This window comes from Pseudomonas sp. BF-R-26, from assembly GCF_019947395.1.
GTDB lineage: Bacteria > Pseudomonadota > Gammaproteobacteria > Pseudomonadales > Pseudomonadaceae > Aquipseudomonas > Aquipseudomonas farris.
Genome location: NZ_JAGYGK010000004.1, coordinates 135,258 through 158,662, shown reverse-complemented (window position 1 = coordinate 158,662; position 23,405 = coordinate 135,258). Strand labels below are relative to the sequence as shown.

Below are 23,405 nucleotides of genomic sequence, written 5' to 3'. Positions count from 1 at the left end.
CTCGTTTCACTCGACAGCTCCTACAGTCGATCATGTATTCAGTGTTTGAGGATGTATTGCTCAATCGCCTCGGCCGCGCCGTCTTCGGTATTGCCCCCGGTCACCACGTCAGCCTGACGCTTCACCGCCTCCTCCGCCTGCCCCATGGCGATAGACAATCCGGCCCGGTGAAACATCGCCGGGTCGTTGCCACCGTCACCCATGGCGGCGGTCTGTTCCAGCGGTACGCCGAGAAACTCGGCCAGTGTCGCCAATGCCTCGCCCTTGTTAGCCAGCATCGCCGTCACGTCCAGATAGATCGGCTGTGAACGCGAGACCTGCGCCTGCCCTTCGACCTTGGGCAGCAACTGCGCTTCCAGTTCGATCAACAGTTCGGCGTTGTTGCTGGCGGCGACGATTTTGTCGATATGCGCCATGTAAGGCTCAAAACTCTCGACCACCACCGGAGGATAGCCGAGGCCATGCTGCTCTCGAGGAACCATCGGGCCGTACGGATCCTTCAACAGCCAGTCGCCGCCACTGAACACCCAAACCTCAATGTCCGGCTGATCGGCAAACAGTGCCAGCGCCGTCAACGCTGACGTCGCCGGCAAATAATGCGCAACCAGCAAACTGCCGTCCGGGTTGACGATTGTGCCGCCATTGAAGGCCGCCGTCGGCAGATCGACACCCAGGGCTTCGATCTGCTGCAACATGGCTTTGGGCGGACGCCCAGTGGCCAGGCTGAACAGCACGCCGGCCTCGCGCAAGGCGCGGACTGCTTCGATCGTACGCTGACTGAGGCTGTGATCAGGGAGCAGTAAAGTGCCGTCCATGTCACTGAGCAGAAAACGGATGGGTTGTTGCGTTACGTCACTCACCGACGCTGTGCCAAACGCGGCCGTCACGGGTCAGCAGCTCGTCAGCGGTCTGTGGACCATCTTCGCCAGCCGCATAGCTCTGCACTGTTGCATCCTGCTCCCAAGCGTCGAGGAATGGCTGCACGGCGCGCCAGCCGTTCTCGATGTTGTCGGCACGCTGGAACAGCGTCTGATCGCCGGTCAGGCAGTCGTAGATCAAGGTTTCATAGCCGGTCGATGGCTGCATTTCAAAGAAGTCCTTGTAGGCAAAACCCAACTCGATATTGGCCATGTTCAACGCCGGTCCCGGCCGCTTGGCCAGCAGGTCGAACCACATGCCTTCGTTGGGTTGAATCTGGATTCGCAGGTAGGTCGGCTGCAACTCATCGACCTCGGTGTCGCGGAACTGCGCATACGGCGCCGGTTTGAAGCAAATGACAATCTCGGTATCGCGCGCGCTCATGCGCTTGCCGGTGCGCAGGTAGAACGGCACGCCGACCCAGCGCCAGTTGTCGATCATGACTTTGAGCGCGACATAGGTTTCGGTCGTGCTGTCAGGCGCCACGTTGGCTTCCTGGCGATAACCGGGCAGCGGCTCGCCACCAATCTCGCCGGCGGTGTATTGGCCGCGCACCGAGTTGGCTCGCGCTTCCTCGGTCGTCCAGGGGCGGATCGCGCCGACGACTTTGGCTTTTTCGCCGCGTACTGCATCGGCGCCAAAAGCGGCCGGTGGTTCCATGGCCACCATCGCCAATAATTGGAACAGGTGATTGGGCACCATGTCCCGCAGGGCGCCGGTGACCTCATAAAAACTGCCACGGGTTTCCACGCCGACGGTTTCGGCGGCGGTGATTTGCACGTGGTCGATGTAATGGTTGTTCCAGAAGGCTTCGAACAGGCTGTTGGAAAACCGGCTGACCAGAATGTTCTGCACGGTTTCCTTGCCCAGATAGTGATCGATCCGGTAGATCTGCTTTTCCGTCATCACTTTGAGCAAGCACGCGTTCAAGGCTTCGGCGGTGTGCAAGTCGGAGCCGAAAGGTTTTTCGACCACCACCCTTCTGAACGCTTCAGGGGTTTCTTGCAGCAATCCGGCAGCACCGAGACGCCGCACCACTTCGCTGAAAAAGCGCGGCGCGGTGGCCAGGTAGAAAATCGCATTGCCGGTGCCGCTGGCGGCGATTTTCGTCGCCAGTGCTTCATAGGTGCGTTCGTCAAGGAAGTCGCCCTGGACGTAGCTGATGTGCTTGGCCAGTTTGGCCCACAACACCGGATCAAGGGCTTCATCGCCCTTGCCGACCTTGGCCGCCACTTCCGCCCGAATGAAATCTTCGAGTTTTTTGGCGAAGGCTTCGTCACTGATGGCGTTGTGATCAACCCCGATGATCCGCAGTCCATTCCCCAGCAAACCGTCGCGACTCAGGTTGTACAGCGCCGGCATCAGCAGGCGCTTGACCAGATCACCATGGGCACCGAACAGAAACAGCGTGGTAGGCGGTGCGGGTTCTGCCTTGGATTTCCTGCGGATCACATGAGTCATTTTTTCGAAGTCTCCACGTGGCCGCCGAAGCCGAAGCGCTGGGCAGAGAGGATCTTGTCGCCAAAGGTGCCTTGCCCGCGCGAACGGTAGCGCGAGAATAGCGAGTTCGACAGCACCGGTACCGGTACCGATTGCTCCATGGCGGCTTCGATGGTCCAGCGACCTTCACCGCTGTCAGCTACTTCACCTGTGTAACCGTCGAGTTTCGGATCGCTGGCCAGCGCATCGGCGGTCAGGTCGAGCAGCCAGGACGACACCACGCTGCCACGACGCCAGACTTCGGCGATGTCAGCGACGTTCAGGTCGAAGCGCTGATCTTCCGGCAGGTTGGTGCTGGCCTTGGTCTTGAGGATGTCGAAGCCTTCGGCGAAGGCCTGCATCATTCCGTATTCGATGCCGTTGTGAATCATCTTCACGAAATGCCCGGCACCCGCGGGGCCTGCGTGGATGTAACCGCGCTCGGCGCGATCGTCATCGGACTTGCGATCCTTGGTGCGCGGGATGTCGCCCATGCCCGGGGCCAGGGTTTCGAACAGCGGGTCGAGACGCTTAACGGTCTCGGTATCGCCGCCGATCATCATGCAGTAGCCACGTTCCAGGCCCCAGACGCCGCCGGAGGTACCGACGTCGATGTAGTGCAGGCCTTTTTCCGACAAGGTTTTAGCCCGGCGGATGTCGTCTTTATAGAAGGTGTTGCCACCGTCGATAATGGTATCGCCAGCGTCGAGCAAGGTGCTGAGGGTGTCGATGGTGTCTTCGGTCGGTGCGCCGGCGGGCAGCATGACCCACACCGCGCGTGGTTTGGCCAGGCCAGCGACCAGGGCTGGCAAGTCGGCAACACCAGTGGCGCCTTCTTCAGCCAGGGTGTCGACAAAGGCGGTATTGCGGTCGTAAACAACGGTGGTATGTCCGTTGAGCATCAGGCGCCGCGCAATATTGCCGCCCATGCGGCCCAGTCCAATAATCCCGAGTTGCATGTTCCGATGCTCCCTACTACAAATAAATGTGTATCAAAGGTTATAGCCCAACGCGACTAATGAGGGTTAGTCCAGAGCGCTGGCACATAGTTTCCGGGCATTGTGCCCGATCCAGACTGATAACGTCGGGAATCGTCCCGAAGACACAACGACCATGAAAAATAAAAAAGTTCCCTTTGGGGGCAAAAGAAATCAGTATTGGCGCCGATAGTAAGTGAGCACCTGATTTCAGGGAGCGTACTTACAGTTGAGACAGCCATTTGCGAGGTGAGCAATGGGCACCATACACACAGCACTGCCAGCACAAACCCTTTACGTCACGATCCGTCGCGATGAACTGCGCCAGTTGAAAGACGAGCGTGACCAGTTGAAGCAGGAAGTCGCGCAATTGCGCCTGCTGACCCAAGGCAATCAGGTTCAGCCCTGGCCTGTGACCCAACGTGTTCCCCACGCCTGACCCCCTCGCTTGACTCGGAAGCAGCCACCGCTGTTTCCGACTCGCTGCACCCTGCCTGCTCCAGCAACTCACAAAGTTTTCACACCTTCTTGTCGATACTCCGGCTCATTGTGGCCGCTCGGTAACCGCGCGGCGCCCGTTCGTCTGCGACAGGGAAAGTGCCGACGGCCGAAGTAATTATCAGGCTGGAGTGCTGAATGGCTTTGTTTAAACGCAGCAAAACGTCTGCGAAAGGTTTTGATTGGGCAGGATTTCTCTGGTTATTTCTGTTCTTCTGGTATTTTTCCGGCATCACCCAACTACTGATTCAACTGACAGGCACTTCCGGTTTTACCGGGTTCCGTCAGGCCTTTGTGATGAGCGCCATCTGGCTGGCGCCGATGCTGCTGTTCCCTAAGCAAACACGTGTGATGGCCGCGTTGATCGGCGTGGTGCTGTGGGCCTGCTCGATGGCCAGCCTCGGTTATTTCTTCATCTATCAGCAGGAATTTTCCCAGAGCGTCATCTTCATCATGTTCGAATCGAACGTGTCTGAAGCCGGCGAGTACATGACCCAGTATTTTGCCTGGTGGATGGTGCTGGCGTTCCTCGCCCATACCGCGTTCGCGTATTTCCTCTGGACCCGCCTGCGTCCGGTGTACCTGCCACGTGGCCAGGCGTTGGTCGCGGCGACGGCGATTCTACTGGCCGTGGTTGGTTACCCGCTGATCAAGCAGACCGCGCACACCGGCAGCCTGGCGGGCGGCTTCGAGAAATTCGAAACCCGCATCGAGCCCGCGGTGCCGTGGCAGATGGCCGTGGCCTATCACCGTTACCTCGATACCCTGGCCGGCATGCAAGACATGCTTCACAGCGCCAGCAAAATTGCCCCGCTCAAGAACCTCTCCGATTCGATGGCCAATCAGCCAGCGACTCTGGTGCTGGTGATCGGCGAGTCCACTAACCGTCAGCGCATGAGCCTGTACGGCTACCCTCGGGAAACCACCCCGGAGCTGGACAAGCTCAAGGACCAACTGGCGGTCTTCGATAACGTCATTACCCCACGCCCCTACACCATCGAAGCGTTGCAGCAGGTACTGACGTTCGCCGACGAAGAAAATCCCGATCTCTACCTGTCGACGCCGTCGGTGGTCAGCATGATGAAACAGGCGGGTTACAAGACCTTCTGGATTACCAATCAGCAGACCATGACCAAGCGCAACACCATGCTCACGACGTTCTCCCAGCAGGCCGACGAGCAGGTGTACCTGAACAACAACCGCAACCAGAACGCCGCCCAGTACGATGGCGACGTGATCGAACCATTCAACAAGGCGCTGACCGATGCGGCGCCACGCAAGCTGATCGTTGTGCATTTGCTCGGCACGCACATGAGCTACCAGTACCGTTACCCGTCGACGTTCAACAAGTTCACCGACCGCAAAGGCGTTCCGGACGGCGTGCGTGACGATCAAGTGCCGACGTACAACAGCTATGACAACGCAGTGCTGTACAACGACTTCGTGGTGTCGAGCCTGATCAAGGACTACGCTAAGTCTGATCCGAACGGCTTCCTGCTGTACCTCTCAGACCATGGCGAAGACGTCTTCGACTCCGTTGGCCATAAAACCCTGGGGCGCAACGAGAGCAAACCGACAGCGCCGATGTACACCATTCCGTTCATGGCCTGGGCTTCGCCGAAATGGCGCGAAACTCATGACTGGAGTTTTGCCGGCGATTTGAGCCGGCCGTACAGTAGTTCTCAGCTGATTCACACCTGGGCGGATCTGGCAGGCCTGAGTTTCGATGAACTGGACCGCAGTAAAAGCCTGGTCAGCGACAGCTTCAAGCCTCGGCCATTGATGATCGGCGACCCTTATGCACGTAAGCAGAGACCGTTGATCGACTTCAGCCTGATGAAACCCAAGGGCGCACCTATCACGCCGGCAGTCGTTCAGCAGTAGTTTTGGCGCGGATCCTGTGGGAGCGGGCTTGTGTGGCGAGGGGGCTTGCCCCCGTTGGGGTGCGAAGCGCCCCTGGCATTTCAAAGTTAAACCGCATGTAAAGGATTTACGACTGCTTCGCAGCCGAACGGGGCAAGCCCCCTCGCCACAAAAGCTCCCTCGCCACACAAGCCCGCTCCCACAAGATTATGGATTGCGGACTAAAGCGCTTTGATCCAGAACAGCATCCGCCCGTGCGCCGGGTCGAACATGCCTGGCGAAAAACCGAATTTGCCGTAGGCCCCCTGAGCCACCGCATTGCCTTCCAGTACTTCCAGGGTGATTTTGCAGCAGCCGCGCTGGCGCGCGATGTCTTCGACTTTGTGCAGCATCTTCTGACTCAACCCCAACCCGCGAAACTTCGACACCACTGCCACGTCGTGAACGTTAACCAGCGGCCGGCAGGCGAAGGTCGAAAAACCTTCAAAGCAGTTGACCAGCCCTGCCGGCTCGCCGCCGACAAACGCCAGTACGCTGAAGGCATGGGGACGTTTGGCCAGTTCCCCCGGCAGTTGTTGCAACCTATCGGCGGGTAACGGGTGACCGCCGCCCATCGGGTCTTCGGCGTAGTGGTTCAATACAAGACAAATTGCCTCGGCATGCACCGGGTTGGTGTAGCTGGCCTGAAGCACAAGAATTTCTGCGGATTCCATTTCCACCCTCAATCACACAAGTTGCCCCAGTTCGCCTCTTGCGCACTGAAAGGTCCAGCGACCTTATCGCGAGTGCCGGGGTGCCGACAACCGGATCCTGTTGTGATCGTTCTCTCTCAAACGCCCCAGATCAATGCCTCGGTCCATCCCAGCTCGGCAAAATCCTCGGCCCTCAACGCCGACTCTCCGGCACAAAAAAATTCGTCCAGTTGCGGCGGCTTGACCGAGGTGCCACTGAGCATCGCGTGAACCTGCCCGCGATGATGAATCTGATGCTCGAACAAATGGGACAGCATGCGCAAACGGCTGTCATGTTGCGGGGTGTCGCGCGCGATGGTCACGAGCCGTCCGAGGTCTGCGTCGCGCAGTTGCTCGCAGTAGGCGATCAGTCGACGGTCCACCAGGGCTTGCTCGCGCTTGAGATCGGCGCTGTGGGTGAATGGCTCGTCTTCGTTGAAAAACACGTAGCAATCGGGATGCGGTACGTCACCGCGCAACTCCCGCTCCAGGGCATCCACATAAAACCAGTCGCAGGTCAGGATGTGATTGAGGGTCGCGCTGAGGCTGGGAAAGAAACTGACTCGCGGCGCCGCCAGTTCGGCCGGGCTTAGCTGAAGCCAGGCCTTGGCCAGTCGGTGATTGGCCCAGGCGTTCTGATAGGCCATGGTCAGCAAATGGTGGGACAAGGGCTGATTCATGTTCGCTCCTCCCGGATATCAAGCCTCGGCGAAACGTTGTAGCTGCATTTCCTGCAGACGACTAAGGGTGCGACGAAACGGAAACTCCAGATAGCCCTCGGTGTACAACGCCTCCATCGGCACCTGCGCTTCGAGGTACAGCGGCACCTTGCGGTCGTAGCATTCGTCCACCAGGGCGATGAACCGGCGCACGCCATCGTCATGCACCGACAACTGCGGCAACTCGCGATCACCCGCCACCACCCGTTCGACGCCGTCTTCAGTGCCGCGGGCGATGCGCCCTTCGCGTTTTTGTGCGCTGAGGTTGGGCACGTCGCTCAACAGAATAGCGCTGAAGGTGTCGCACAGGGCCATGAAGTCCATGGCGGCAAATGGCTGCTCGCAGAGCTCGGCGTAACGGCACCAGAGCACGGTTTGACTGGCCTGCATCACATTGACCGAACGGTAGCCGATCTTGACCGGATCGCTGGACAGCGACTGGCCGACGGTCAAGGCCTTGAACACCTCGCTCAAGGCGCCGGGCTGACCCGGGACATTTACCCAGTAACGCTGCAGACCGGCGCCAGGGTGCAGGCGATGATCTTCCCCGCCATCCACCGCAATCACCTGCATGTGTTGCTTGATCGCGGTAATGGCCGGCACGAATCGGTCACGGTTGAAGCCATCCGCGTACAGCTGATCCGGCGGCTGATTGGAGGTGCAGACCACCACCACGCCCTGCTCGAACATCACCTGAAACAAGCGCCCGAGAATGATGGCGTCACCGATGTCGTTGACGAACAGTTCATCGAAACACAGCACGCGCACTTCCTGGCTCAGTTCACGGGCCAGGGCTTTCAACGGGTCGGCGGTACCGGTCAATTGAAAGGAGCGCTGATGCACCCAGCCCATGAAATGATGAAAGTGCTGACGTCGGGCCGGAACGCGCAGGTTTTGGTAGAACTGGTCCATCAACCAGGTCTTGCCCCGCCCAACCGGGCCCCAGAGGTACACGCCGCTGATGGGCGTGTGGTTTTCATGCAAGGCTTCGTGGCATTTTTGCAGCGCCCACACGGCATGTTCCTGGGCTTCGTCCTGGACGAAGCCCTTCTGTTCGATGGCGTGTTGCCAGGCGCTTAAGGGAGAGTCGACATTCATGCGCGGCAGTATACGTCTCTGGGGCTGCTGGTGAAGCCTGGGCCGTAGCAGCTGTCGAGCCTGCGAGGCTGCGTTCGGCTGCGCAGCAGTCGTCAAACCAGAACCGGCGGTACATCAGGCATACCGCGTCAATCGGATTCACGACTGCTGCGCAGCCGAACGCAGCCTCGCAGGCTCGACAGCTGCTACATAGGCCGGTGGTTACAGCGAGATATCCAGCCTGGCAATCTTGCCCTGCTCATTGAGGCGGAACATGTAGCGCAGTTCCAGCGGGCTGCCGGGAAACGTGCCGGAGATCAGGTTATGCACCAGCACTTTGCCGGTTCGCAGCTGAACGTCGAGCACCTCGACCCGGGGCTGATAACGTTGTGCGGTGTCTTGCATCCATTGGGCGATGGCTTGCGTGCCGACCTGATGCTGCCCTTCATCGAACACGTTGGCATCCTCAGCGAAAAAACTGGCAACCCTCGACGTATCGCGAGCATTGGCAGCGGCAATGTAGGCGGCGATGGCGGGGGCCAGTGAAGAGGCTGGATTGGACATGTTTACGGCTCCTTGTGAGTTGATTCTGGAGCCATGCTAAAACAAGCCTGTGTCAGTTCTTGTCAGGAGTGAAACGCCCTGCTTCGTCGAGTTGCATCTGCTTGCGCCAGGTGCGCAACAGGTCGCTGCGTCGACCCGGATAACGTTCGCCCTGCTCACTGGCAGCCGAGATCCGGTCGGTGCGAAAGGTGCGATAGGCACTGCGCAATTCACACCAGGCGACGATGATCCGCACCTCGTTGAGAAAACCCAGGGCCAGTGGCCAGATCAGCCGCTGACTCGGCACCTGATTGGCGTCCGCGTAATCGATGTGCAGCTTGGACTGATCGCGGATGGCTTGGCGAAATACATTCAAGGGCACGGCATTTTGCGGATAGCCATAACCCGGAGGGCCCGGCAGTACTGTGGGATTGCGCAAGGCCTCCTGGGCGGCGGGGTCGAGTACCGCGGCGATTTTTGCCAAGGCATCGGCCGCGGCTTTGCCCAAGACCTCATCGCCACGCTGATCGACGTAGCGCAACCCGAGCACAATAGCTTCGGTCTCATCGGCATTGAGCATCAAGGGCGGCAGGAACAGACCGCTGCGCAACACATAGCCGATCCCCGCCTCGCCAAAGATCGGCGCGCCGAGGGCGGTGAGTTCCGCGATGTCGCGGTACAGCGTGCGTTCGGAAATCTCCAGTTCGCTGGCCAATGTCGCGGCAGTCACCGGACGACTTTTGCCCCGTAGCACTTGTAACAAAGTCAGTAAACGGCTGGTTCGCGACACGGTCGGCAGGCTCTTTCCTGAAAAAGTCGTCGGAGCTTAGCAGAGGCTGTTGTCAGAAACTGGCAGGAGCGATAAGACCTCGCTCCAATGGCCGGACATAGATCAAATGTGTGCGGGCTCTGTGGCGAGGGGGCTTGCCCCCGTTCGGCGGCGCAGCCGTCGCAAGATCAGCGCGTCAGGTGTGTCTGAAGGAATGTCGGGGGCCGCTTCGCAACCCAACGGGGGCAAGCCCCCTCGCCACAGGTTTTGTGTATGCCCCTCTGTACCGTTTAGCGTTGCCCTCACTGCCCGCGGCTGGCATCCTGCGCCTCCATTTTCTGACCCGGCCCCGCCTTTCGGCACGCAAACCACCATGACCGCCTCTGAAAAAGCCCTTGCCCCACGCAACAACGATCTGATTTACGGCCTCGACGATCGCCCTCACCTGACCGCCACGGTCTTCGCCGCCCTGCAACATGTACTGGCGAGTTTCGTTGGCATTATCACGCCGACGCTGATCATGGGCAGCGCCCTTGGCCTGCAAAGTGAAGTGCCTTATCTGATCAGCATGGCGCTGTTCGTTTCGGGGCTGGGCACGTTTGTCCAGGCGCGGCGGTTCGGCCCGGTCGGTTCCGGCCTGTTGTGCCTGCAAGGCACCAGCTTCTCGTTTATCAGCGTCATTCTCAGCGCCGGTTTCATGGTCAAGGCGCGGGGCGGCGGCACCGATGAAATCCTTTCGACGATTTTCGGCGTGTGCTTTTTCGCCGCGTTCATCGAAGTGGTACTGAGCCAGTTCATCGGCAAGCTGCGGATGCTGATCACCCCGGTGGTGACCGGCACCATCATTACCCTCATGGGCCTGTCGCTGATCAAGGTCGCCATGACCGACATTGCCGGCGGTTTCGGTGCGGCGGATCTCGGCGCGGCCAGCCATCTGGCGCTGGCGGCACTGGTGCTGGGAACCATCGTGGTGTTGAACCGGGTGGATGTGCCGTTCCTGCGCCTGGGCGCGATCGTCATCGGCCTGGCCCTCGGTTATGCGGTCGCGTGGTTCATGGGCCAGGTCGACTTCACCAGCCTGCCCGCCGTGCCGCTGATGAGTGTGCCCGTACCGTTCAAGTACGGTTTCTCATTCGACTGGGTGGCGTTTGTGCCGGTGGCGGTGATTTTCCTGGTGTCGCCGCTGGAAGCCGCCGGTGACCTGACCGCCAATTCGATGATTTCCCGGCAGCCAGTCAAAGGCCCGATCTATATCCGCCGGATCAAATCCGGGTTGCTGGCCGACGGTCTCAATTCGGCGATGGCTGCGGTGTTCAACAGCATGCCAATGGTGACCTTCGCTCAAAACAACGGCGTGATTCAGCTCACCGGTGTGGCCAGCCGTTATGTGGCGTTTTTCATCGCCGGCCTATTGGTGGTATTGGGGTTGTTCCCGATGATTGGCGCGGTGCTGCAATTGATGCCAAAACCGGTGCTCGGCGGCGCTGAACTGGTGATGTTCGGCACCGTGGCAGTGGCCGGGATCAAGATTCTCGCCGAGGCAGGCCTGCATCGGCGCAACATGCTGATCGTGGCGATTTCCCTAGGCATGGGCCTGGGCGTCGCGGCAGTGCCTGAAGTATTGCGCGAGTTGCCGAAGGCGCTGCACAACATCTTCGAATCACCGATCACTGTCGGTGCGTTGTGCGCTATCGTGCTGAATATCTTCCTGCCCGAAGAATTCATCGAGCTGGAAGAAGACGAGTTCGATCCGGAAGCCTCGGTGCTTCAGGTGATGCAGAACCCGGATGTTGCGGCCAAGGGTGAACCCGTTTCACCTGCAGCTGTCGCACAGTTGAACCGTGCGTAATGCTCAAGAGCCGAGCCACGAGCGGCTCGGCCTTTTTCTTTACGAGAACCTGTCCATGCGCAGATTGTTCGCCCTGTCTCTGTCCCTCCTGTTGCTCTCCCTGAGCGCCTGCTCCCTGTTCCCTCATCGCGATCCGCTGAACATCAACGTGGTCGGTATCGAGCCGCTGCCAAGCCAGGAACTGGAAGTGCGTTTTGCGGTAAAACTGCGCGTGCAGAACCCCAATGAAACGGCGATCGACTACAACGGCGTGGCCCTGGATCTGGAGGTGAACGGTCAATCACTCGCCTCCGGTGTCAGCGATCAATCGGGCTCGATCCCGCGTTTTTCTGAAGCGGTGATTGTGGTGCCGGTGAGCGTTTCGGCCTTCTCGGTGCTGCGTCAGACCCTCGGGCTGGGACAGACGCAGACACTGAACAATATGCCTTATGTGCTTCGGGGCAAATTGGCCGGTGGCGTGTTCGGCACGATGCGTTTCCTTGATCGCGGCAAACTCAGCCTGCCGGGACCGACTACCGACACGTGGTAATACTCACGGCTCGGCCCGCGGTTTAACCGGATCGATCACCTGGGTCACACAATGTTTGAGGCCTTCTACGTGCCAGTTGGCCCACAGCCGACTTTTGCCGGTGCTGTCTTCATCCGGCTCTATCGCCAGCCAGTTTCTTGCGGCGATCAGGTAACGTCCTCGGGCACCGATGGGTAACATGGTTCCGGTGATGCCGTAGTCGATCTGTTCCTGTTCCTTGCCAATGGACTCCAGAAATTGCACTGCCAGCACTGGCGGTGCAGGATGCACGACCCCGGTCGAAATCAATTGGTAAATCAATCCTGAACCATCGTTGCGATGCCGGGACAACGTCGATTCGATCACGCAGGCCCCCGCCACATGAACATCACCGGACACCAGCGTAACCTTGCATGACTCGGCATGGGCGAAATCCAGCAACCGCATGATCAACCGTTTGCGTTCGTCTCGGTGAGGCAGGCTTCGCCAATGGTCGCGCAAATCGTCCTCGAGCTCCTGTTGCCCCGAGATCAGGTCCAGTGCCTTTTCGGCCGCCTGCAAATCAAGGTAACCCACGGGAATACTCGACATCAGCAGCAAGTGCTTATGCCCCTTGACCTTGCTCAGCCAGGCATAAATCGCATCCCAACTGACGGGCGAAATGATCCGGGTCGACCGAGCCGGCGGAGTCGTCAAATCCGGTGCACGCTCGCTGCGCAAGTCGGGAACCAGCAATGCCAATTCACCCAGGCCGGTAAACCCCAGGTGAAAGCCATCAGCGGTGTCAGGAATCGCACAGGGATGTGTATCGGCGGACGGTTTGAGGTGCGGATGAGTCTGGATCAGTTGCTGCTGGAAAATCCTGAAATAGCGTTTGGCCGTGGCAAACAGCCCCTGGAACACCGGGCTTGAATGCAGTATCTCATCGTAGGAACCCCAGCCATCGATGATGTCATGGTCATCCCACATCATTACCGTCGGAACGGCGCTGAGCAGCTTCGCGACCTCAGGTTGTTTCCAGCGCTCCAGGTAGAGTCTGGCGAAGAACTTGTCCAGATCGGCTTCGATCACCTTGCTGTAGACCGCCTTTCGACGGTCGGCGAAAGGCTTGGCAAACCATGTTTTCATCGACGACACATTGCTGCGCATATCGTCGCTGTAAACCTGATCGCCCCCCATCAACAACAGGTGATAGGGCTTGCTTTGATGAGCCCCCCACATGTGTTCCCAGCGCTCGTTGTTCCGGTCCACCTTCTCCATGTCCTTGGGGTCCGAGAAACCGTTGCACGACACATAGGCCATGCGCGGCGACTGACCCTCGGCCGGAACGACAAAGTTGGCCTCCGCGCCCTCTATCTTGATCGTGTAAGTAGTGGCGACAGCCTGGTCTTGCAGCGCTTTTAAATCGATGCGCCAGACGCGGTACTGAGGATTGAGCAACGGGATATCAGCGGTGGCCAGCGGTTTGCCGGCAGTGATACCGCCGGGTACTTTTACGCTGGGTGATATCGCGCCCAAGGGTAAAACCACTAGAGCCGACACGTTATAGACATTACTGTTGATGCCACGAAACTGCAGAATCGGGCCGAGTAACAAACTCATGGACAGTCCATCCGTTGACAGGGGTGTGAACGCCTAGAGACTAGACGACAATCGACGCTGCGCATGATGCGCAGCACCCGTCCCTACAAGGAGGTCAGCCACGATGCACGCCGCTCCAACGCTCTACACCGAACGACTGATTTTGCGCCCGCTGGAACTGGCTGATGCCGAGGCCATCCAGCAACAGTTCCCTCACTGGGACGTGGTGCGTTATCTGAACGTCCTGGTGCCGTGGCCTTATCCCGCCAACGGCGCGTTGACTTATCTGCGTGATATTGCCCTGCCGGCGATGGCCCGTGGCGAGGAATGGCACTGGTCGATCCGCTTGAAGTCGGCCCCCGATCAACTGATCGGCAATGTCAGCCTGATGAATGAACAGGACAACAACCGCGGCTTCTGGCTGGCCCCGCAATGGCAAGGCCAGGGGTTGATGGGTGAAGCCAGTGCAGCGGTGACCGAGTACTGGTTCGAAACACTCGGCCGGCCGTTGCTGCGCGTGCCGAAAGCGGCGCCGAATATCGGCTCGCGCAAACTCTCGGAACGTACCGGCATGCGTTTGATACACACCGAAGAGGGCGACTTTGTCAGCGGGCGATTCCCGAAGGAGCTCTGGGAGATCACCCGCGAAGAGTGGCTTCAACTGCGCTGAAGATCCAATGTGGGAGCGGCGGTACGACGATTCGACTTGCTCGCGAAAGCGGTGTGTCAGGCGACATCAATGTTGACTGTACCGCCGCCTTCGCGAGCAAGCCCGCTCCCACATTAGTTATGCGTTGAACCGGACGCCCGGTTTGGCCCGTTCATCCACCGTCAACTCAAACACGTCCGGGCGCGCGTAGTGCCCGACCACGTCGTAGTCATATCGGGCGCGGATCAGGTCGTCGGTGTCGATTTCGGCGGTGAGCAAACCCGCCTCGTCACGCAACGGCCCGGCGAGAATGTCGCCCATGGGCCCGACAATCACGCTGCCGCCGGCAATCAACGGGCGCTCCGCCGGCCAGTTGGCGATTTCCACGCCCAAGGCTTGCGGTGAAGCCTGGACCTGACAGGCGCTGACCACAAAGCAGCGTCCTTCATGGGCGATGTGGCGCATGCTGACCTGCCACATTTCCCGCTCGTCCACGGTCGGCGCGCACCAGACCTCCACGCCTTTGGCGTACATCGCGGTGCGCAGCAGCGGCATCATGTTTTCCCAGCACACCACTGCGCCGATTCGCCCGACCTGGCTGTCGATCACCGGCAAGGTCGAGCCATCGCCCTTGCCCCAGATCAGTCGTTCGGTACCGGTGGGCATCAGTTTGCGGTGCTTGGCGACCAGCCCGGCCTGCGGATCGAAATACAACGCGGTGCAATACAAGGTGCTGCCCGCGCGCTCGATCACGCCGATCACCAGATTGGCGCCCGTGCGTGAGGACAACCCGGCCAAAGCTTCAGTCTCCGCACCGGGCACGTCGATGGCGTTGTCGAAATATCGCGCAAACGCTTCACGACCTTCCGGCAGTCGATAGCCGAGTTGCGTGCCGAAGCCCTCGCCTTTTGGGTAGCCGCCGAGCAACGCTTCAGGCATGACCACCAGTGCGGCGCCGGATTCGATAATGGCGGCTTCCCAGGAGAGGATTTGATCGAGGGTATCGGCCTTGCCGCCGGGCAAGGCGCCGATTTGCAGGGCAGCAACGATGGACTTGGGCATCGCGGTGACTCCGTCAGTAATGAGGTGTTGCTCATTCTCCGGCGCCACAGGATCATGAATAAAGCCCGACTCACTGCTGAATGATATGAACCAAATGAATATCGCGACCGTCGATCTCAACTTGCTCAAAGTCTTCGAAGCCCTGCATGAGGAATCCAGCGCTAGCCGTGCCGCGCTGCGTCTGGGCGTGACGCAGTCGGCGGTCAGCGCGGCATTGCGCCGATTGCGCGAGGTGTATGGCGATCAGTTGTTCGTGCGCACGGGTCGAGGTCTTGCGCCGACGCTCAAGGCCAATCAGTTGAAACCGGTGGTCAGCGATGCGCTGAACAAATGCCGCCAGAGCCTGGCGATGGTCGATCCGGCGGCGAATCATTACGACGGACGCTCGGTGACGGTGGGTTTGTCGGATGATTTCGAAATCGCCTACGGGCGACGATTGATTGACGAGATCGCTGATCGCGCGCCGAAACTGCGGCTGATCTTTCGCCAGACCCATAGCCAGATTGTCGCCCGGGCCTTGATGGAACGCAGCATCGATCTGGCGATCACGGCCGGCGGATTCGCCGAGCGTTTGCTCAGTCGTCAGGTGCTGGGTGAAGGCGATTACCTGTGCCTGGTGGACCCCCTCAGTCTGGCCGAGGGACAGGAAACTCTCAGCCTTGAAGCGTTCGTCGCCCGTGAGCATATTCTGGTTTCATCGGGCGGTTTTATCGGGATTACCGATGAAGGCCTGGCGGCGTTGGGCCTGAGTCGGCGGGTATGCGCGTCGACCACGCACTTTGCCGCGTTGCCGCACTTGCTCAAGGGCAGTCAGGCAGTGGCGACTATTCCAGCCCATGCGGCTCGAAGTATCGCCGCGCTCAGCGGACTGGCGCTGCTGCCCTGCCCTCTGGCGCTGCCACGCTATCCGATCGAACTGGGCTGGCGTACCAGCACGCAGCTCGATCCGGTGGTGCTGAAAGTGCGCGAGGCGATTATCGCGACCTTTTCTCACCCGTATGAGCTGGCGAAGCCTGCGATCTTTTGATCTTCGGCAATTTCGAAACTGTCAGTGCTGGAAGCTTATTTAGCCGCCATCAGGCGATTGACTTCACTGCGCACCATGTTCGCGAATTCCGGGGGCGACATGCCGTCAAGTTCGGCGCGGACCCACTCGGCCCATTTGCCTTTGCGCTTGGCGCGCTCACCGAACAACCGTGCGGCTTCGCCCTTGGATTTACCCAGGTTGTTTTGCCAGAGTTCGAACAGACGGGATTTTTCATCTTCAAGCGCCGCGCGCTCGGCAAGGGGTTTGTCGGCCAGATTGAAGCTCATGGAAGATACCTGCTGCGTAAAATAGGCGACATCTTACACTGTAGGAGGAAATGTCCTGCCCTGGATTTTTCTTCAGGGAGGAGTCGCCACGCAAAATTGCTGCAACTTTTGCCATGGCGCCAGACTCCATTGTTCACTGCCCATTTACCTGCAAGGAGTACTCCAATGGCCCGCAAAATCATCGATCAAGTCACCGAGGATCAAATCAAGGATCAGGTCTTCAGCGAACTTCAGGCCCTGATCGAAGAGTCGGAAAAACTGCTCAAGAGCAGTGCTTCACTGGTCGGTGAGGAAGCGGACACCCTTCGTGGGCAAATCGCCCAGAAGCTCCAGCAGGCCCGGACTTCAGTCTCCAGCGTGCGTGACCGGGCCAAACCCGCAGTCGAGGCCAGCGAAATCTACATCGGCGGCCATCCCTGGCAAACCGTGGCCATCTCCGCCGGATTCGGTTTGGTGGTGGGGCTGTTGTTGGGACGGCGTTAAGCCATTGTGGTGAGGGGCTTTTGTGGCGAGGGGGCTTGCCCTCGTTGGGTTGCGAAGCGGCCCCAAAACTGTTTCCGCGGTGAATCAGCTAGAGCGGGTGTGCAGGTTTCACGACTGCTTCGCAGCCGAACGGGGGCAAGCCCCCTCGCCACAAAAGCCCGCTCCCACATTAGGGATTGCGTTTGAGTTCAGAGCCCGGCCAATTCTCGCAGATTTGCCAGCGTCTGAGCATCGAGCGCAATGCCTTCGACCTTGGCTTTGGCGCGCTGCCGGTGACGTCGATCACCCGGTAACCGCTTGAGCCCCACACCGTGCATCTGCCGGACCAGTTCTTGACTGCGCTCGGCAAAGTTCTGCCCCGCCGACTTGCTTGGATCGATCACGATCAGCAGTTGACCCGTCCAGGGTGTTTTCGCCCCTGGATGGTTCGACCAGTCGAACTCGAAAGAAAAATTGCCCCCGGTCAACGCCGCCGCCAACAACTCCACCATCATCGACAGCGCTGACCCCTTGTGTCCGCCAAACGGCAGCAAGGCGCCGCCCTCAAGGATCGCTTTCGGGTCCTGGGTCGGCTGGCCGAGGCTGTCCACGCCCATGCCCGCCGGCAAACGCTCGCCTTTACGCGCAGCGATCTGTACATCGCCATGGGCAATGGCGCTGGTCGCCAGGTCGAAAACGATCGGATCACCGTTGGCCCGAGGGGCGGCGAAGGCAATCGGGTTGGTCCCGAACAGCGGCCGATCGGCACCGTGCGGCACCACGCAGGTCATGCTGTTGACCACGCTCAGTGCCACCAGCCCTTCATCGGCAAACGGCTCGACGTCTGGCCACAAGGCGGCGAAATGATGGGAATTGCGGATGGCCAGCACCGCAATGCCGGCGCTACGGGCTTTCTCCACCAACAATGACCGCGCCGCCGCGAGGGCCGGTTGGGCAAAACCATTATCGGCGTCGACCCGGACGAAACCCGAGGCCACGTCCTCGACCACCGGCACCGCCTGACCATTGACCCAGCCGCTTTGCAACGTCGACACATAACCGGGAATGCGGAATACACCGTGGCTGTGAGCACCGTCGCGCTCGGCGCCGGCGCAGTTGAGAGCCAGGGTTTTGGCGACATCGGCTGAGGTGCCGTGGCGCAGGAAGATTTGCTCGAGCAACGCCGTCAGCGCTTCGAAGGACAGGTTTTGCGAAACCGCAGTAGACACATGATCGTGTGGCGCAGACATCTGAAGCTCCAGAGTAATTATTGGAGGGGGCAACAGCGTATGAAAACGAACCGATTAACAACGGGCGACGAGTAGCCTGTCAACCCTTCGCTTGAACCGGTGCATCTGATCAGAACCAATTGAGCCGAAAAGCCGCTTTGGCGCATGTTTGCACAAACATCGGGTGGCCATGCGGTAACTATCTACCACCTTCGACTCACCCGCGACTTTTAGTCTTGAGCCTCAACCCGCTGGCGCATTCAACCGCGCCCTGAACGAGACTCGACGATGCCCACACCTCCCACTCCGCTGTTTTTCCCCGAGGCCCTGCACGCACCCGGCCACTGGAATGATCTGGGTAAAATCCATGGGCTGACGCGCAAGGATTTCGAATGGCTCAGTCATCTGGAACTGGCCAGCCAAACGTTACGCCTTCAACAGACACCATCCATGTTCGCCGAAAAAATTTTGCTGAAGTCGGACGCTCTGGACCCCATCCCTTTGGCGGGCAGCTTCGTGTTGAGCCTCACCCCGAATGACAAGGGCGAGATTCTCTACACCCCGTACGCTGGCATAAAGAAGTTCGACAGCCGCGCAGCCTTGACCGAACAGCTTAATAGTCAGCTGAACAGCGTGACCGAGGACGACGACCTGCTGGCCTTCATGTCGTTGTCTGCGCGCAAAACGCTGGCAGCCGCGACCTCTATTCAAGTGAGTTTTCAGGCCATCGAAGGTGAAATATTCGAAGACCAGCGCACCGTCATCACCGAGTACCAGCGAGTGAACGAGCAGGCCATGCTGGACGAGTTGGTCAAGTTGCCAACGCTCACCTCGCTGCTCACTACGCTGCTTGATGAGTTGCTGCAATCACCATTCCCGGGCCTTGATCAAAGCCAGACCCGACTCAACTTTTATTCCGTTACACCGGCCAATGACGGCAACCAGCAAAGTGCCTCGAGCCGCTGGATCAACTCCATGTCCTTGAGTGACGCCGTGCTGTCGTACTACCGCCATCAGCGTTGGCCGAGCGGGCAGTCTCACGAATTTTCCCATCCGGAAAAAAAGTCGACGAGCATCGACCAGGGCCACTGGGAAACCGCTGTAAAGACCGCCTCCAGCAAACTGATAAGCCTGCTGTCCGGAAAACTGCAGCACTACTGGGACTCTGCAGCTGCCGACGGTGCTTCCCGTCGCGACTTTTTCAGCCGAGCCATCCGGGAAAAGGCGCGTGCCGAGTTTCTGATCAAGCGCGAAGCCGACATCATCGACCCTGAACAGAGCCAGGCCCTGCACCAGCTGATTCAGCTGAGCGCCGGCACGCCTTCGACACTCAGCCTTGAAACCGTGCGTCTTTGGGAATACGAGGCCAACTACGTAGAGCTGGCGGGTTCACTGATGATCAGTCATTCCTCGTCCAATGCCTTTCTTTACACACCCGCTCAGGGGTTACAGGTTCTGAAAGACCATCAAGACCTCAAAGACACCTTGCTGAGCAAATTCAGCGCGGTCGGCCACGAAGATGAGCTCTACGGTCTCCTGAGTCTGGACGAACGTAACCGGTTCATCGGCTTCAATCACCCACAGGTTTCCGGCGAGGTGATTTCAGGGTCGATATTCAAAAAGCTGTTTGAGGCGATCATTACCAAGCAACTGCAAAACATGGAATACGTTCTGCAGGTTTACCGCCACAGCGACGGCACCGTGAACGTCCATGCCTTGTTCGACAAGGCACTGGATATACGCTCAATGATCAGCGATCAATTGCTGACGCTTAATGTTCAGGGACGCTGGAGTACCCGGCCGGTGTTGTCCGGCAAACAATTGCCATCCTTGGTGCTGGCAGACAAGGCAGCGGCTTTCGTAAAAACCTTCAGCGATGTCAAGTCGCTGCTCAGCGCGGAATTTGCCTCCCAGCCGATCGAATCCCTGGCGCTACAAAGCGTTTATCTGGAGAAACTTAAACCCCGGATAGCCCATGCATTTTCGGTAGGTTTGCGCGGGGAAGCCAGCCTGCGGGTGCTCAATACAACACTACGGGAAGCCGATCGGGCCATTGTCAATACAGTGTTCGATCCGGACAAACCGGATCGAGGAACGCGCCTCGCCCTCAAAGGTTTCAGGCCTGACGCCTATTCGTTGATTCTTGAGCATTCCGGACAAAGGAATGTGCTGCCTCTGGCCAATTGCGTGTTGTTGACCGAACGTGGCGGGCTCGATGTTCAGCATTCGGGCCGGGCGATTCTGTGGACGCCTGCGGCCGGGCTCGAAGTTTTCGCGACAGTCAGCAGCGCAACGACGGAACTGAACCGGCGCCTGCTCGACGACAACAAACGCCTGGAGTTGCTGGAAAACCTTACCCCTGCCCAACGCAGATTCCACCAGAACTATAAGCTCAACTCGTTGCGACTGATTGAAGGCCATGTGTTGCAGCGCCTTGCGCAATCCTCCATCGAGCACTTCCTGGCCTGTTGTGAACACCTGCGCAGCCAGAAGCTGGACGATGCGCAGCAGATCAAAGCGTTGAAAAAAATGACCCAACGGGTCATCGACACCAACTTGCAAAGAGCCACGTTGCTCTCGCAAGCCATCACCCGACAGCAGTCTCTACCTGCATGGCTTGGAATGGCCCCAGTCGAAGAACAGCAGCTGCACATCGAATTGCTGGAGCAATACCGCAACAGCGTCACCGACGACAAGGACTACTTGCACGGGATCCAGACCCTGACGGCCTATGTGCATGACCGATTAGTATCATTGATTGGCAGCCGATTCCCTGGAACGCAACTTGACCCCGACCAGATCAAAATCACGCCCAACCTGGCCCTGGCCGGGCCGTCGCGTAGCTTGACCGAATTTGCCCTGAACCCTGTCAACGCGGCTCAAGTCACCGGATTCAAGATCGCCTCGAACGCCTCTCAGGCCCTTCCCGCAGGCCTGAATGAGGACACCGTGCGCCAGCTTGTGCGGTCGCTGAATATCCAGAGCGATTATGCAAAGCGAGTGACCGATGCATTGACCAAGGCCGGCACCGATGCCGACAGTCGAATGCAGCGTTTTATTCAGCAACTACCGTGGCAGCTGCTGCAACACGCTCATGCGCTGAAACTGCAGCAACGTCTTTCCGGCAGGGCCTTTGATTTGATCTGGCAGGTTCTCGATATGCCGGACGCGATCGCCCGCGCGGTTGTAACAGGTGCCCACGCCATCGTCAGGCCACTGGAAATGATCAAGACCGCAGGTGTCGCAGCGGTGAAAACCCTGGGCCTGTACCTGATCGGCCCCGGTGCCGGACATGACGGGCCGCAAATCCTCTATGCGCCTTATCACGCAGGTTCCATATTCACCGAGTTCGTGAACGAGGCCAGCGTTATCTCAGCGATCAATACGCCAGGGCCACTCCAGGAACTGATCCTTCGCAGGCTTCCCGAGGCTGAACAGTCTTTGTTCGGCAACTTGTTCAAATCCACCGTAGGGCAACAGAGCGAAATCACCCTCGCCTCCACCCCCATCAGCGGCAACCTGCTTGCACAGTTGTTCAACGATAACGTCAGCCTTCTTTCGAAGATGCTCGGCAGCCACTCCGAAATCACCGGCCAGGCAGAATGGGAAGCCGCCAAAAACCTGTTCAGCTCTGGCATCAGACTGATTTCGAGCCTGTTGCCGGGCAAACTCTCCTATGTTCAGTTTCTGTGGCAAAGCTACAAAGACTTCAAAGACTCCGCCGAAGCGCTGCAGGATCATCACTGGAAACAGGCATTGCAGACGTTTATTGCCGGTGCCGCGCAAATGGTGTCGCTGGGACGGTTGTCGCTGGAGTCTTCTATCGAGTCGGCGCCAGCAACGGCCACCTCCCCACCTGTTGCCCAGCCGTTGGTTGTCCCGCAATGGTCGCAAGTAAAACCGACAGCACCGACGCGCACGGCATTGCAGCCTTTCGAGACCACTACTGTGGCGTTGAAGGATCTGACCAGACGCACGACTGATGGCACTTATCTGGAGGCAACCAGCAAACGAACCTACGCCCCGGTCGGCGGAAAGGTATACCGCGTAGTGAAAACCGGGGCGATCTGGCGAATGATCAACGACCAACAACAGGGCCCCGCGTTGCTGACAACGCCGGGCAAACAACTGGTGATCGATCCGGACTCGCATACGATTCACTACGGCAAAGCCCTGTCGAAAATGCACAACCAATATGTTTCCAGTCGCGTAGTCAACAGCGTACTGAATATCGAAGCGCGGGGAATGGAAGACATTCGGACAAAACACCCGGAAAAAGCACGCATGCTCGTGCAAGCCATCGATCTGGCTCGCTACTACGCGTTTAACAGTCTGCATAACCTGGTGCAACTCAGACACCTGAACCCGGGAACGCGGCTGGATACCTTTCTTAAAGCCTTTTTTGATACTGGCAGTATCGACGCCAGTGTTCTCGACAAGATCAAAAAAGTCATCGCTCCAATTTGCAAGGCACTGGTAGACCCAAACGAGGACTTGATGAATACCGAGCATTTTGTGGTCGGTTCAAACAAAGACTGGCTCGACAGTACGATCGCTTTTGTTGTGAATGACGATGCGCAGAGGCGTGTGCATTTCACTGAGAGGTTTTTTGACCCGAAACTCGATTGGTACAAGTACTGTTTGACTGAGCCTTTCGACGTTGACGACCACTCCCGGGCCGCGACCCTGATTCATGAGTTTTCCCATCTTTTTTCAAAAACCGTGGATATTGCGACGGTTGAGGCAAGGCGTCCGTTCACCGACCTCATCGCCACCGTCACCGGTTTCGGTGTGGTAACCAAACAGACGCAGCAGGATTTCCAGCGACGAGCATTGTCCCTGGCCACCCCGAGAGAAGAACTGTTTACGCGCTGGAACGAACCATTGCAGTCATGGATCAGCCTGGACTCGATTGAGGGGTTGGAGCATGTGGCTAAGGACATCCTCAAAACGACGGGCTGCACGACGATGGAAGAAGCTCGCAACGCCTTCCTCGATCCACGGAATGCGAGCCAGCGCATCGACACCATTTTGCGCAATGCCGACTCGGTCGCTCGCTTGATATGTGAAATGGGTCGACAGCTGGATCCGGTGCCAACCCCATAAACGGTTTGACTTGAAGCACCTAAAATCAGGCGCAGGTCACCCCGATCTGCACCTGCTTTTCTCGTCCTGGA

Annotated in this window: 20 protein-coding genes; 8 read left to right on the top strand and 12 right to left on the bottom strand. The window is 58.7% G+C overall.

Translation table 11 applies throughout. The features are described 5' to 3' along the window. Positions 1 to 38: 38 nt before the first annotated feature. The 3 genes from KGB18_RS06730 to gnd are packed head-to-tail and all read right to left on the bottom strand — an operon-like array spanning position 39 to position 3,380. The gene (locus tag KGB18_RS06730; RefSeq protein ID WP_201060357.1) at positions 39 to 860 is read right to left on the bottom strand and encodes an HAD family hydrolase; all 822 of its coding nucleotides are present in this window, start codon (positions 858 to 860) and stop codon (positions 39 to 41) included. Further along, the gene (gene zwf / locus KGB18_RS06725) at positions 853 to 2,379 is read right to left on the bottom strand and encodes a glucose-6-phosphate dehydrogenase (protein WP_223569568.1); all 1,527 of its coding nucleotides are present in this window, start codon (positions 2,377 to 2,379) and stop codon (positions 853 to 855) included. Before zwf ends, KGB18_RS06730 begins: the two co-directional genes overlap by 8 nt. Continuing rightward, on the bottom strand, positions 2,376 to 3,380 hold the full coding sequence (gene gnd, locus KGB18_RS06720; RefSeq protein WP_223569646.1) for a phosphogluconate dehydrogenase (NAD(+)-dependent, decarboxylating): 1,005 nt from the start codon (positions 3,378 to 3,380) through the stop codon (positions 2,376 to 2,378). The genes zwf and gnd overlap by 4 nt, the downstream gene beginning before the upstream one ends. A 250-nt stretch (positions 3,381 to 3,630) precedes the next feature. Here gnd and KGB18_RS06715 point away from each other — a divergent pair, with 250 nt between their 5' ends. Together KGB18_RS06715 and KGB18_RS06710 are read left to right on the top strand one after the other, a co-directional pair. Beyond that, a complete protein-coding gene (locus KGB18_RS06715) occupies positions 3,631 to 3,813 on the top strand; it encodes a DUF6026 family protein (protein ID WP_123722889.1) in 183 nt (60 codons plus the stop codon). A 197-nt stretch (positions 3,814 to 4,010) separates the two neighbouring features. Further along, complete coding sequence (locus KGB18_RS06710; RefSeq protein ID WP_123722890.1) at positions 4,011 to 5,756, top strand: phosphoethanolamine transferase CptA; 1,746 nt, start codon at positions 4,011 to 4,013, stop codon at positions 5,754 to 5,756. A gap of 200 nt (positions 5,757 to 5,956) precedes the next feature. On the opposite strand, the gene KGB18_RS06705 is transcribed toward KGB18_RS06710, so the two are convergent. The 5 genes from KGB18_RS06705 to KGB18_RS06685 form a co-directional block, all read right to left on the bottom strand. After that, positions 5,957 to 6,448: a GNAT family N-acetyltransferase gene (locus KGB18_RS06705; RefSeq protein WP_052963393.1), complete on the bottom strand. Its 492-nt coding sequence runs from the start codon at positions 6,446 to 6,448 to the stop codon at positions 5,957 to 5,959. Between the two features lie 116 nt (positions 6,449 to 6,564). Next, a complete protein-coding gene (locus KGB18_RS06700; protein WP_123722891.1) occupies positions 6,565 to 7,146 on the bottom strand; it encodes a DinB family protein in 582 nt (193 codons plus the stop codon). Positions 7,147 to 7,164: 18 nt separating this feature from the next. Then, positions 7,165 to 8,283: a cell division protein ZapE gene (zapE, locus tag KGB18_RS06695; protein ID WP_223569567.1), complete on the bottom strand. Its 1,119-nt coding sequence runs from the start codon at positions 8,281 to 8,283 to the stop codon at positions 7,165 to 7,167. A gap of 201 nt (positions 8,284 to 8,484) precedes the next feature. Then, positions 8,485 to 8,826 carry a nuclear transport factor 2 family protein gene (locus tag KGB18_RS06690; protein ID WP_007897370.1) on the bottom strand — a complete coding sequence of 114 codons (342 nt, stop codon included), beginning with the start codon at positions 8,824 to 8,826 and terminating at the stop codon, positions 8,485 to 8,487. A 52-nt stretch (positions 8,827 to 8,878) separates the two neighbouring features. Beyond that, a complete protein-coding gene (locus tag KGB18_RS06685; RefSeq protein ID WP_123722893.1) occupies positions 8,879 to 9,595 on the bottom strand; it encodes a helix-turn-helix transcriptional regulator in 717 nt (238 codons plus the stop codon). 352 nt (positions 9,596 to 9,947) lie between these two features. Between KGB18_RS06685 and KGB18_RS06680 the strand changes: the two genes are divergently transcribed. Beyond that, positions 9,948 to 11,423 (top strand): nucleobase:cation symporter-2 family protein, encoded by a 1,476-nt coding sequence (locus KGB18_RS06680; RefSeq protein WP_123722894.1) that lies wholly within the window; start codon positions 9,948 to 9,950, stop codon positions 11,421 to 11,423. A 55-nt stretch (positions 11,424 to 11,478) separates the two neighbouring features. Beyond that, entirely contained in the window at positions 11,479 to 11,952 is a 474-nt protein-coding gene (locus KGB18_RS06675) for an LEA type 2 family protein (protein ID WP_123722895.1), read from the top strand. A 3-nt stretch (positions 11,953 to 11,955) separates the two neighbouring features. Here KGB18_RS06675 and KGB18_RS06670 read toward each other — a convergent pair whose 3' ends face one another. After that, positions 11,956 to 13,533 (bottom strand): alkaline phosphatase D family protein, encoded by a 1,578-nt coding sequence (locus tag KGB18_RS06670; protein ID WP_223569566.1) that lies wholly within the window; start codon positions 13,531 to 13,533, stop codon positions 11,956 to 11,958. 103 nt (positions 13,534 to 13,636) lie between these two features. Here KGB18_RS06670 and KGB18_RS06665 point away from each other — a divergent pair, with 103 nt between their 5' ends. Continuing rightward, positions 13,637 to 14,182 carry a GNAT family N-acetyltransferase gene (locus KGB18_RS06665; protein WP_123722897.1) on the top strand — a complete coding sequence of 182 codons (546 nt, stop codon included), beginning with the start codon at positions 13,637 to 13,639 and terminating at the stop codon, positions 14,180 to 14,182. A 117-nt stretch (positions 14,183 to 14,299) separates the two neighbouring features. Here the strand turns inward: KGB18_RS06665 and KGB18_RS06660 are convergent, their stop codons facing one another. Further along, positions 14,300 to 15,223 (bottom strand): carbon-nitrogen hydrolase family protein, encoded by a 924-nt coding sequence (locus KGB18_RS06660; protein WP_123722924.1) that lies wholly within the window; start codon positions 15,221 to 15,223, stop codon positions 14,300 to 14,302. A gap of 85 nt (positions 15,224 to 15,308) precedes the next feature. Here KGB18_RS06660 and KGB18_RS06655 point away from each other — a divergent pair, with 85 nt between their 5' ends. Continuing rightward, a complete protein-coding gene (locus tag KGB18_RS06655) occupies positions 15,309 to 16,250 on the top strand; it encodes a LysR family transcriptional regulator (RefSeq protein ID WP_123722925.1) in 942 nt (313 codons plus the stop codon). A gap of 35 nt (positions 16,251 to 16,285) precedes the next feature. Here KGB18_RS06655 and KGB18_RS06650 read toward each other — a convergent pair whose 3' ends face one another. Then, positions 16,286 to 16,537 (bottom strand): hypothetical protein, encoded by a 252-nt coding sequence (locus tag KGB18_RS06650; protein WP_007897387.1) that lies wholly within the window; start codon positions 16,535 to 16,537, stop codon positions 16,286 to 16,288. Positions 16,538 to 16,702: 165 nt separating this feature from the next. Here KGB18_RS06650 and KGB18_RS06645 point away from each other — a divergent pair, with 165 nt between their 5' ends. Next, the gene (locus tag KGB18_RS06645) at positions 16,703 to 17,020 is read left to right on the top strand and encodes a YqjD family protein (RefSeq protein WP_123722926.1); all 318 of its coding nucleotides are present in this window, start codon (positions 16,703 to 16,705) and stop codon (positions 17,018 to 17,020) included. Between the two features lie 188 nt (positions 17,021 to 17,208). Here the strand turns inward: KGB18_RS06645 and KGB18_RS06640 are convergent, their stop codons facing one another. Further along, positions 17,209 to 18,249, bottom strand: coding sequence for an Ldh family oxidoreductase (locus tag KGB18_RS06640; RefSeq protein WP_123722927.1), 1,041 nt, complete (start codon positions 18,247 to 18,249; stop codon positions 17,209 to 17,211). Positions 18,250 to 18,516: 267 nt separating this feature from the next. On the opposite strand from KGB18_RS06640, the gene KGB18_RS06635 reads away from it, so the two are divergent. Then, positions 18,517 to 23,334 (top strand): dermonecrotic toxin domain-containing protein, encoded by a 4,818-nt coding sequence (locus KGB18_RS06635; protein ID WP_223569565.1) that lies wholly within the window; start codon positions 18,517 to 18,519, stop codon positions 23,332 to 23,334. Positions 23,335 to 23,405: the final 71 nt, after the last annotated feature.